This window comes from Aquimarina mytili (assembly GCF_016735115.1).
Taxonomy (GTDB): Bacteria; Bacteroidota; Bacteroidia; order Flavobacteriales; family Flavobacteriaceae; genus Aquimarina; species Aquimarina mytili.
The window spans coordinates 413,447-425,037 of the sequence record NZ_JAERQJ010000001.1 but is presented as its reverse complement, the minus strand read 5'-3'; the positions used below and the strand labels follow the sequence as shown (position 1 = coordinate 425,037).

Below are 11,591 nucleotides of genomic sequence, written 5' to 3'. Positions count from 1 at the left end.
CATTAATCGCACTCCCATTCAAAATTAGAAATTTGATACTTTTTACCTGCATAAAAATTATAATGCCACCACTCAGTTCTTATCGTTTTAAAACCATGTTTTTTCATAGTTTCTCGTAGTAATTTACGATTAGCAAGTACTGCTTCAGAATGTTTACTGTAGGCATGATGAGCTTCTTTGCCAAAATGATCAAAACCAGTACCCATGTCAACAAGAGACTCATCTAATTTTACCAGCGTAATATCTACAGCTGCTCCTTTATTATGTATAGAACCGCCCTTAGGATCTGCTACATAACCTGGGTTCGGAAAAATTTTCCACATTTTTTTTTGTACACTATGAGGACGGTAGCAATCAAAAAACTTTATCTTATATCCTTGTTTTATGAAGTCTTTATTAGCTTTTATAAGTGCTTCTGCTACGTTTTTTCGAATGTAGCATTTTGCACATGAGTATACTTTTTCTTTAAGGAAATTATCTGATGTAGCATACTTCATATCCAAAACAAAATCGCCTGATATCTGTTCAATATTGATAAAGTCACTATTTTCTATTACATCCTTTTTAATGGTGGTATGATCTAAAACCGCTATAGTATCTTTTTGATTTGCCTCTTTTTGAGGTTTTACTACTTGCGGTTTCTCAACATTAGTTGTTGTTTCATTTGCAGAACCAGGAACTTTCTTTACATCTTTACAAGAAAAAAATAACACAAAAAAAGCTACCCCTACTACTATTCTATAGATCATATTTTTTAATTTTTAATTGCGTTACTTTATAAAACATACGTTCTCGACCATCAAATTCATTTTTAACACTTACTTATTTTATTTCAACACACTTTTTACACTTCCGCATTTAAGCATTTTATCTCCAAAGTATGGGTTTCGTATCCCTTTAGAATCCGACAACCAATAACCACCTTCTCCATCAAAAGCCATAGGGCAAAATTGCTTATATATTTCTCCCGATTTAATTTCTGTAGCATTAATTAACTTTTCTACTTCGGCTGTAAGAGTAACAAAAAAACCTCTTTGCTCCTCGATATTTTTTGTCAAAGAAATAAGCTTTAAAGTAGCCTTTAATTGCTCTTTGTCTTTTGAATCGTCTAGTGCAGCTTCTATTTTTTTTGACTCTTCTTGTACTACTTTACTATTAGAGTTTACTAATCCATTTTTAATCTTAAGGTACGTGCCATAAATTTCTTGAGTACTCTTATCTATAAATTCAACTTTAGATTGAGTATTCTCTATAGTATTACTATTTTCATTCTTACCTCCGGTAGTCGTTTTTTTATCCTTATTACAAGAAACTGTCATTAACATTACTAGTAGTATTGACAACCCAAAAACTCTTCTTATACTCTTCAAAATTTAATCTTTTTATAATTTATAACTTATTTCGTCATCAAATTTAACCTATACTCAAAACAATTACTAACCGTATTTTCTTTTTTAGTATCTTTTTTAACAAAACAATACCAGTATAATTAGGAGGTTGTTCTAATTATTTTAAATATTTTTGCCGGAAAAAATTGTTAGAATGCTGTTAGAAGATTTAAAACCACAAGTAATTAACATACTTGAAAGTAAAGAGCAATCGGTTACAGATAGGCTTTATGAGGTATGTAAATTACTTAAAGAAAATGTGACCTATTATGATTGGGTAGGTTTTTATTTTAAAAATGAAGATAAGGAAGAATTAAAACTTCGCACATATGTAGGAGAAAAAACTGATCATGAAATAATCCCATTCGGAAAAGGTATTTGTGGTCAGGTTGCAATTTCTAATGAAAATTTTGTCGTTCCCGATGTACAGGCACAGGATAATTATATCGCATGTAGCATTAATGTCAAATCAGAAATTGTAATTCCTTTATTTAAAAATGGGGAAAATATAGGACAAATCGATATTGACTCGGATACTGCAGATCCTTTTACTGAAAAAGATGAAAGGTTTTTAGAATTTGTAAATCAAGAAGTTGCTAAAATCCTTTAATTATTGTTCCTTCGTCTGTACTAACACTTAATCATTTTAAACATGAAAATCTTAGTCACCGGGGGATTAGGCTTTATAGGTTCTCACACCGTAGTTGAACTACAAAATAAAAATTATGAAGTGGTCATTATTGATAATTGTTCCAATTCATCTCCAGATGTGCTCCAAGGAATACAATCGATAACTGGTAAAAAACCTATTTTCGAACAATTTGATCTTAGAGATAAAGAAAAAGTACAAGATTTTTTCAGTCGTCATCATGATATAGAGGGTGTAATTCATTTTGCAGCTTCCAAAGCTGTTGGTGAAAGTGTAGAAAAACCATTACTATACTACGAAAACAACCTATCCACTTTGGTATATATCCTACAAGAACTCACGAATAAAGTATCTTCAAACTTTATTTTCAGCTCTTCTTGTACGGTTTATGGACAAGCAGACGAATTGCCTATCACCGAAAATGCCCCAGTAAAAGTTGCCGAATCGCCTTATGGAAACACAAAACAAATTGGAGAAGAAATCATTAGAGATACCTGCAAGGTAAATTCGAACCTAAAAGCGATTTCACTAAGATATTTTAATCCGATAGGTGCGCATCCTTCTGCAGAAATAGGAGAGTTACCCATAGGAGTTCCTCAAAATTTAATTCCGTTTATTACGCAAACTGCTATAGGGCTAAGAGAGCAATTATCTGTATTTGGTGATGATTACCCTACATCCGATGGAACTTGTATCAGAGACTATATCCACGTAGTAGATTTAGCAAAAGCTCATGTTGTCGCCTTACAACGACTTATAGAAGATAAAAACAGTTCTAACTATGATGTATTTAATGTAGGTACAGGAACCGGAAGTACTGTTTTAGAAGTAATTCAATCTTTTGAGAAAGTATCAGAGCAAAAATTAAATTATAAAATAGTAGGAAGAAGAGAGGGAGATATTACTGCAGCTTATGCCGATACCACCAAAGCCAATAATGAATTAGGATGGCAATCCAAAAGTAGTTTGGACGACTCACTTCGCTCTGCCTGGAAATGGCAGAAAAAGGTTGGAAATTAACGGCAACGACAAATATGCGATTAAACTATAAAACAAAAAACCTGAAGATAATTCTTCAGGTTTTTTGTTTTATATAGATAATAGAGTGTTCTAGTAAAACTTAGCTCTTTTATCTTCGATCTCTGCAGCTTCTTTAAGCGCTTCAAACACTTTAGAATTTACTAACCCTGCTTGAGACTTAGAAGTCTGCGCAGCATAGCTAATATACGTATCTAAACCGCTAGCAGGTGTTTTTTTAGTAACCTCTACAACATATACTCCATTATTACCAACAATTGGATTTGAAACATCACCTGTATTGATGGCAAATGCAGTTCCTATAACTTTTGGTTCTGTACCTGCACCACTAATCGTTGGTGTTTTCATATTAAGTGCAGATGCTGTTTTTACAACTTGCGCTTGATTCTTAGCAATATCTTCAACAGATTTTGCTGAAATCTTATTCTTCAACAATTCTGCTTTCTTTTCTTTAATCAAAATTGATTTTACAGAGGCACTAGCATCCTTAACAGACATAGTTCCTTTACTTGCTTTTGCCGTTAATTGAACTACCGCATACCCTTCTGGTACATCAAAACGTTTTACATCGCCAACATTAGATTCTTCATTGAATGCCCATTGCACTATTGCTCTTCTTGCACCTAATCCTGGGATATTTTCATCTAATTCTTTGATTTTATTTACCGGACGCACTGTTAAGTTACTCTCTTTTGAAACCTCTTCAAAATCTTTATCCTTTGTTGCGATTTGAAACTTAGTCGTTTCAGTAAAAATAGAATTAATAGTTTTTTCACTCGGCTCTATCTTACGAGCAACTGTAGCAACTTGTATTGCCTTTTGTTGATTTTTTTGATCTTCAATATTGATAATATGATATCCAAATTGAGTTTCTACAACACCCACAGTGCCAGTTTCGTTTTCAAAACAGAAATCATTAAATGTAGGAACCATAGCTCCTGGAACAAAATATCCTAAATCTCCAGCTTTATCTTTATTTGAAACATCTGCAGAAAACTCTGATGCCAGAGATGAAAATTTACTTTTATCACCTTTAACAACGTTCATAATGCTATCTGCTAGTGTTTTAGCTTCTTCTTTGGTTCTTTTTAGATCTCCAGCAGTTCTAAGTCCTTCCCAAGAAACTAAGATATGACTTGCCTTAACAGAGTCTGGCATTTGTTTTTGTGCAACAACTTTTGAAATTTTGAAGAACTCTCCATCCTTATATGGACCAAATACATCTCCAATTGCTAAGTTATATAATGTATCTGCAACTGCTGTTGGTAAATCTTTTTTAAACTTAAATCGATTGTCAAATTTAATAGCGGAGTTTTGATTTACAAATTCTTCAACATTTTTTACATTTCTTAATCCTGAAATAGAATCTGTTGTTTTAGTTGTTGTATTAAACTCTGCTTTATCATTTAACAAAGTAGCAACTTCTGCTTTGATCTCATCTTCATCTTCCTGGCTAGCAGTTTCAGTAAACATAACATAACGAATACTTCGAGAAGCATCTGCTTTGTACTGCCCCGGGTGTTTATCGATATACGATTGGATTTCTGCATCCGACACCTTTACATCCTCGTCTTTGATACTAGAAAATGGCAACTGAACATATTTGATATCTACATTATCATTTTCCATTTTATAAGCCAGCTCACCTTCTTTAAGAGTAGAACCTACTCCTGCTTTTATCATTGTAAGGTATGTTTCTTCTACCGCTCCTTTACTTACAGATATTTCATAATCTAACCATTGTTGATATGCTTGTGGTGACGTTGCTTGTATATTAGCAACGTATTCTTGCATTTTTGCTTTATCAAAAACTCCAGCTTCATTCTGAAATGTTGGATTATTTGCTAATGATTCTTCTAATAATTCATTTACTTGCTCTTCTCCAACGGTAATTCCTAGTTCTTCAAATTGCTCTTCAAAAACAGCTTGACGTACTTCTTGATTCCAAACATAATTTACCGCCTGAATACTAGATCCACTTCCTCCAAAATTTCTTGAAGCCGCTTCAACTTTTCTGGCAAAGTCTGTTCTATCAATATCTTTTCCATTTATCGTAGCTATGGTATTTTCTGCTTTTTGAGAAATAGCTCCTCCATTACGAATCAAATCCCCAATTACAAATGAGAAAAGCGCTAACGCAATAATCACAATTAAAAAAACGGAGCGTTGTCTGATTTTATTTAAAACTGCCATGGTGTAATATATAATTTATTCAAAATATAGTGGGCGAAAATACCATTTTATTGCAATAATACCAATTAAAAATATCAAAGTCTTATGAAGTTTTTTTGCAATCGGTTTTTATTGAAGAATTGAACCCTTTTTAAATTGATTTTTTTAAGATCTTAGCAGCTCTTTTTGATTCATAATTCCATAAACAATTAAAAACTGAGCACTTGCATAGGTAAGCATAATCCAGATATTACCCAGAGGTAGTGGTGTATAAAACATATCTATTGCTAAAAGGCTATCTGAAAGCATAAAAAAAAGAGAACCCGCCAATACAAGAATATAGCTCTTTTTAGAAACAAGTTCTGATCTTATAAAAGAAGCATTGGACATTAATAAAATCACAATCATGTAAAGTATTACTGGAATTAGCATCTTTTCTAAACCAGGATATAACACATAAAACAAGATAACACCATATCCAATGGTAAACATAGAAAATAGCCTATTCTTTCTTTGATTTTCTCGTTGTTTAAAGAAAATCACGATATACATAATATGAGCAAACAGAAACATAACCAAACCCGTTATAAAAAAAAGCTGTGATGTTTGAGTAAACAAAAGAAAGATATCGCCAAATAAAGAAAATATCAAAGCAAGCATGGTGATTCGAAATGTAGACCGCACCATACTTTTTCTTTGCGTAAATAGAAATATAATCAACGAACCTATAATGGATGGTTTTGTATAAAATCTTAAATGCAAATACTCATCGTTACTACTACATACTAAATCGCATATCAAAACGATTAGATATACCGTTGCAAAAGGAAGAATTTTTTGATTTGAAATGTTTTTGTTCATTAATTAAAATACGGATCAATCTTCAGAAGTAACTATTAATTCGACAATCTCGATTTTTGTATTTGAGGTTTCAATTATGCTGATTTTAAAAGCACCGATGATTACTTCGTCTCCTTTTTGAGGAATCTCTTCGGTATGGTTTACAATCATTCCGCCCAGAGTTTCATAATTCTCACCCTTAGGCAGGTCTAATTTGTACACCTCGTTGATATAATCTACTTCTAATCTTGCAGAAAAACAAAAATGTTTTTCTGCCAACTCTTGTTCTATTAAAGCAACAGAATCATGTTCATCTTCTATTTCACCAAAAAGTTCTTCGATAATATCTTCTACAGTAATAATCCCACTGGTACCTCCATACTCGTCAATTACCACGGCAATACTTTTATGCTTTTTAGTTAAAAGATTAAGAACATCCTTTACAAACATGGTTTCGGGAACAAAAACAACAGGTAAAAGAATAGATCTTAGGGATTTTGGTTTTTTAAACAACTCAAAAGAATGCACATATCCTATAATATCATCTATGGTGCTATCAAACACAATGATCTTAGACAACCCTGTCTCTATAAAAAATTTACTTACCTCTTCAATAGATTGTGATTTTTCTACAGCAACAATTTCCGTTCTTGGAATCATCACCTCCCTTGATTTCACATCAGAAAAATCCAAGGCATTTTGAAAGATTTGAATTTCGCTATCTATTTCATCATGCTCCTCAACTGTTTCCATTTGCTCACTAATATAATCTCCTAACTCTGTCTTACTAAAGGCGAGCTGCACCTCATCTCCTTCTGTTTTAAGAAATTTTTTTAGCACAAAATCCGATATCCAGATTACAAATGTTGAAATTGGAGAAAATATGAGATAGAAAATATATGCAGGAAATGAAAATGCTTTTAAAAGTGTATTTGCATATATCTGAAAAAAAACTTTTGGTAAAAATTCGGCAGTGATTAAAATAATGATTGTTGAAATTAGTGTTTGCATTAAAAGATTAAGATCTGTAAGAACATAATCTAACAACCAAAAGCCTGAAGGTATAAATGAGAGAAATAAATTCATTAACACTTCACCCATAAAAAAACCATATATCACTAATGCCACATTATTACCAACCAGCATGGTTGCAATAAATTTAGAAGGTTTTTTTGTTAATCTGGCAAGGATATTGGATACAAACCCGCCTTGTTTTTTCTCAATCTCGATATGGATTTTATTGGAAGAAACATATGCTATTTCCATTCCAGAAAAAAAGGCTGAAAGAATAAGCGACAGTAAAATAACAATGATATCTAATTCCATGAATTATTTCTTGTTATTTGCCTCATATCGCTTTCTAAAATTTCTTTTAAAGAAGTACATGAAAATGGCTGCTGCTGCAAAAAACAAGTAGAGAACACTCCTCCCGCCTTCTTGACCCCATTCTACATACGCCTGGTAGATAAAAAAGATCATAATCGCCAGATAGGCATATTCAAAAAACTTAAATATTTTCATTTTTGGTATTAGATTATTCTTCAATAAAAATCAATCCATCATTACTTCTTGAATTCAAGATAGTAAAATCTTGATTAGCATCAAAACCATCAGCTTCGTTAATATTACCGTCAGACATGTAACTTTTATAAGGATAATCTGTAAATACCCAGTTGATATTTTTATCCCAATATAATTGTTCTGCTTGTAAATGTGTACTATCTGCAGTTAAAATATCGACATTACCTCTCATGTCAATTAACCCAGTCAACTGATAAGAGATTGCATAATCTGAAGTAACTACACTTACTTTTCCTTCTTTATCAATAATATCCAATACGATACCATCAGGAAACTCGTGATACCCAAAAGATTTATTGGTGTAATCTAATACTTTGGGTGTTTTTAGCACAGCAGTGAGTCTACCAGAATCTGTATATTTAAGATTAACTTCAAAAGCTTCTGCAATTGGAGCTTCTTCTGAAATTAAGTAGCCTTGTGATTTTGTTTTTTTTGATTGACATGAAAAAAACATTGTCACGACAAATGCCATGACAATGTTGATTACTATATTATATTTTTTGGGTTGCATTATAGTTTTGGCACCCTAACAGTTTCACCAATCCAACATCCAACACTCACAGAGGTAACTCCCGGGTTATTGAAAATATCTGTTTTTGTTGGTGCTTTTGCATTATAATTAGCTGCATACTTAGATGCCGTAGATTTTAAACTTGGATCAACCTTAGCAGCTCTTTGTGCATAGTTTGCCGCTAACCAGTATACTGCTCTTTTACTGAAAACATCGGTTCCACAGTTATTTGCACTACTTGCAACCATTGATCCAATTCTAAGGTAGCATACTCCCATAGATGGCTTATACTTTAACGCTTTTCTATAGTAAGTTCTAGCTTTACCTTTACTTCCTTTCTTTTTCATTACTTCACCTATCTTGAAGTACACTTTTGCCTTATCGCTACCTTTAGTCTCAAGCTCTGCAGATTGATTAAAGTATTCTAACGCAGTAGATGTTTTTTTATCTTTAATAGCCAGTAGCCCTAAATAGTAAGCCGATTTTGCTGAAGGTTCTGCTTTATGTAATGCTTCAACCAACTTAAAGAACAATGGATCTTCTGTACAGTCTTTAGAAGACATCCTGCTTGCAGCACCCTTCAACCAGTTTACATCAGTCTTTTTACCTTCAAACTGTCCGTTATATAATGGTATTAAGTTTTTACAATCAGCTAATTCTCCAAGTTTTTGGTTTACACCAGCTTTTACCTTACTATAGTTAGTTAGTATAATAGTAGATCTCTTAAGATTTTTCTTCTCTTTGCTTGAAAGTGCTGTTCCAGACTCTTCTTTTTCAGTAAGTTCTGAAATTTTCTTTGCTTTATTACTTTCTTCGTCTTCGATCTTCTCTATAACCTCATCATAAAGATCAAAAACAGCTTGAAGCTCTTTTTTACCTTCACCATGTAAATCCACTAGAAGAGAAAAATATGTATATACATTTTTAGGGTTTTTCACATTCCCTTTATCTTCGGTCCATGCTTTATGAAATTCTGCAAATTGAGTTTCTTTTGTTCCAATTTTATTATCGTACATTAACTGTCCGATATCAGAATGCATATCTCCTATTTTAGTTTTTCCTGGGAAATACTGAAAACGCTCTTTCCATAAGGCAATTTTCTCGTTAGCAAGCTTTACTTTATCAGCAGCCGCTGCCTTTTTATATTTTGCCTGTAATAATTTTTTCCCAAATTGATAGGTTGCAACGCTATACGTAGGGCACTCTTTTCTCACTTTCCATAAAGGCTCTTCTGCCGCATCATAATTCTTTACTTTGGCATGCTCATAGGCGATAGAAGCCGTAGTAGCACAATCTGTAGCTTGAGCACTTATGGTTGCAGTGCTCAAAACCAATCCTGTTGCTATAGTAGTTAGAACTTTAGTATTCATAGCTGTAATAATTGTATTTAATTAAATTTTATTTTTCTAAACCATTTATCATTTAATGATAAACCTATAGAGACATTAAAAAATTCTTCTTTTACTAATCCGAAATCTGTTGTCCCCCGTTGACCGTATTCAAAACCTAAATTGAGATTAGAGAATAATCTACCAACTGGTAGACCTACTCCAAAAGACATGCCAAACTCATCAATCGAGTTACCATCTATAACCAATCCGGTTTCTTCATATCTAAATCCGGCTCTATATACAACTCGACTAAAATAACTAGTTAATGAATTATATTTTGGAAGATAATACCCTCCCAATTTGAATTTAGAGCCGCTTTCATATGTAACGTTGTCTTGAGTAAATAACGTATTTGTAAATTTCCCCGAATCCAAGTATACATACTCTGCTCCTACAAACCATTTTTTATTTTCTCCTATTCCACTTCCAAATTTAAATTCAGAAGGAAGATCTATATCCTGATCATCAACCTGTACATCTTGGCGCTCTACAACGGCTTCTTGACCAGTATTACCAATAACCACAGTGGCCAATTCTCTAGTATTTTCAGATGCTAAACCAAAAGATGGTGTTGCCACTACAGAAGTAGACACTTGTAATTTTTCTGATATCATAGCCTTATACACCAATCCAAAAGACATACTAAATGCTGATAAATCAGATTTAGTAATTTCTCTGGTATCAAATTGTACATCTGACCTCCTTAATATAGTCTTATTTTCAATATTCCCAAAGTTATAATTAAAATCCAAACCTAAACTCAGATTCTTGTTAACTTTAACTCCTGCAGCTAAAAAAACCTTATTTAACCCTCCTTTTCCGGTAAACTGTCGTTCTATATCGCCATTAACATCATTAAGTTCGTATCCAACCGATGTAAGAGGAACTACTCCAAATCCAAATCCAAACTTTCCGGCAGGGATACCCACAGCCAAATAATCTAATGACGCATTATCTCCAGAAGAAGATTCATTATCATTACTAATTTTGAAATTGTTGTAAGAAGCACCTAAAGCATATGCTGTAAGTTTCAATTCTCCAAAAGATGCGGGATTTTGAAGATTTAAATGAATACTATCAGTTACAACACTCAATCCTCCCATCGACCTGTTTTCAACCGTTCCTTTGAACTTCTGGATGCCTATTCCGTAAAAAGAATAAGGTGAGGAAGTCCCTTCTTGAGCATTAGATATTGCAGTAACAAAAACTAATACTATTACTAAAATCTTCTTTATCATTTATTATTATTAAATACTAAAATGTGGTTCAATCCCTCCAATAAAAAATTGGAAGTGGCAAATATGCTATTTTTTAATCTTTTAGACAAAAAATGTGCATCTCCTCCGGTTAAAATAACTGTTAAATCAGGGTAAATGTTGCAATATTCTTCAATTACTCCATTTATTTCATATAAAATTCCTTGCACAACTCCAGAATGAATAGCCTCATTTGTACTTTTACCAATATGGTTTATAGGTATTTTAGGTTCTAAAAGAGGTAATTTTGCCGTATAATTATTAAGACTATGATATCTTAATCTTATTCCTGGAGCGATGGCCCCACCCAAATATTCTTCTTTAGAATTTTTGAATTCATAAGTTATACAGGTGCCCGCATCAATGACGAGCACATTTTTTTCAGGAAATTGATCTACAGCGGCAGCTACCAAAGCTAATCTATCTATTCCAAGTGTTTCAGGAGTTTCATAAAGATTTTTAAATGGCATATCTAAATGGTGATCCACTACAAGAGTACTAAAAAGTTTTTTTAAGTACGTAATTGCATCATCATCTAAATTTGCTACTGACGAAACAATAGCCTGCCTAATCGATGAAAAATCTCTATGCGCAATATCGATTTCCTCAATAAAGTCAGATGGTTCGATGGTTTTTTTATAAACCAGGTCGGATTCATCAAAGACCCCTATTTTTATGAAAGTATTCCCTACATCTATTACAAGATTCATGTCTTACAGTGTAAGTGGCAAAAGTACAAAACGATTTTTTTAATTTTTTCTTTTG

Annotated in this window: 12 protein-coding genes; 2 read left to right on the top strand and 10 right to left on the bottom strand. The window is 32.8% G+C overall.

What is annotated here, in order from left to right; translation table 11 throughout:
- Window positions 1-2 precede the first annotated feature (2 nt).
- A complete protein-coding gene (locus JJQ60_RS01870; protein ID WP_201916250.1) occupies window positions 3-749 on the bottom strand; it encodes a M15 family metallopeptidase in 747 nt (248 codons plus the stop codon).
- A 78-nt stretch (window positions 750-827) separates the two neighbouring features.
- Window positions 828-1,370 (bottom strand): DUF3347 domain-containing protein, encoded by a 543-nt coding sequence (locus JJQ60_RS01865; protein ID WP_201916249.1) that lies wholly within the window; start codon window positions 1,368-1,370, stop codon window positions 828-830.
- A gap of 172 nt (window positions 1,371-1,542) precedes the next feature.
- Here JJQ60_RS01865 and JJQ60_RS01860 point away from each other — a divergent pair, with 172 nt between their 5' ends.
- Window positions 1,543-1,998 carry a GAF domain-containing protein gene (locus tag JJQ60_RS01860; RefSeq protein ID WP_201916248.1) on the top strand — a complete coding sequence of 152 codons (456 nt, stop codon included), beginning with the start codon at window positions 1,543-1,545 and terminating at the stop codon, window positions 1,996-1,998.
- Between the two features lie 42 nt (window positions 1,999-2,040).
- Window positions 2,041-3,057, top strand: a complete 1,017-nt coding sequence (gene galE, locus JJQ60_RS01855) for a UDP-glucose 4-epimerase GalE (RefSeq protein ID WP_201916247.1) — start codon at window positions 2,041-2,043, stop codon at window positions 3,055-3,057.
- A gap of 90 nt (window positions 3,058-3,147) precedes the next feature.
- Here the strand turns inward: galE and JJQ60_RS01850 are convergent, their stop codons facing one another.
- The 8 genes from JJQ60_RS01850 to JJQ60_RS01815 all read right to left on the bottom strand — a co-directional run bounded on the left by JJQ60_RS01850 (window position 3,148) and on the right by JJQ60_RS01815 (window position 11,536).
- Complete coding sequence (locus JJQ60_RS01850; RefSeq protein WP_201916246.1) at window positions 3,148-5,268, bottom strand: peptidylprolyl isomerase; 2,121 nt, start codon at window positions 5,266-5,268, stop codon at window positions 3,148-3,150.
- A 144-nt stretch (window positions 5,269-5,412) separates the two neighbouring features.
- Window positions 5,413-6,108: a lysoplasmalogenase gene (locus tag JJQ60_RS01845; protein ID WP_201916245.1), complete on the bottom strand. Its 696-nt coding sequence runs from the start codon at window positions 6,106-6,108 to the stop codon at window positions 5,413-5,415.
- 15 nt (window positions 6,109-6,123) lie between these two features.
- A complete protein-coding gene (locus tag JJQ60_RS01840; RefSeq protein WP_201916244.1) occupies window positions 6,124-7,413 on the bottom strand; it encodes a hemolysin family protein in 1,290 nt (429 codons plus the stop codon).
- Window positions 7,414-7,416: 3 nt separating this feature from the next.
- The gene (locus tag JJQ60_RS01835; protein WP_201916243.1) at window positions 7,417-7,608 is read right to left on the bottom strand and encodes a hypothetical protein; all 192 of its coding nucleotides are present in this window, start codon (window positions 7,606-7,608) and stop codon (window positions 7,417-7,419) included.
- Window positions 7,609-7,621: 13 nt separating this feature from the next.
- A complete protein-coding gene (gene lptC, locus JJQ60_RS01830) occupies window positions 7,622-8,140 on the bottom strand; it encodes an LPS export ABC transporter periplasmic protein LptC (RefSeq protein WP_236669010.1) in 519 nt (172 codons plus the stop codon).
- Window positions 8,141-8,178: 38 nt separating this feature from the next.
- Entirely contained in the window at window positions 8,179-9,549 is a 1,371-nt protein-coding gene (locus JJQ60_RS01825) for a tetratricopeptide repeat protein (RefSeq protein WP_201916241.1), read from the bottom strand.
- A 17-nt stretch (window positions 9,550-9,566) separates the two neighbouring features.
- The gene (locus JJQ60_RS01820) at window positions 9,567-10,808 is read right to left on the bottom strand and encodes a porin family protein (protein WP_201916240.1); all 1,242 of its coding nucleotides are present in this window, start codon (window positions 10,806-10,808) and stop codon (window positions 9,567-9,569) included.
- Window positions 10,805-11,536 carry a type III pantothenate kinase gene (locus tag JJQ60_RS01815; RefSeq protein ID WP_201916239.1) on the bottom strand — a complete coding sequence of 244 codons (732 nt, stop codon included), beginning with the start codon at window positions 11,534-11,536 and terminating at the stop codon, window positions 10,805-10,807. The genes JJQ60_RS01820 and JJQ60_RS01815 overlap by 4 nt, the downstream gene beginning before the upstream one ends.
- Window positions 11,537-11,591: the final 55 nt, after the last annotated feature.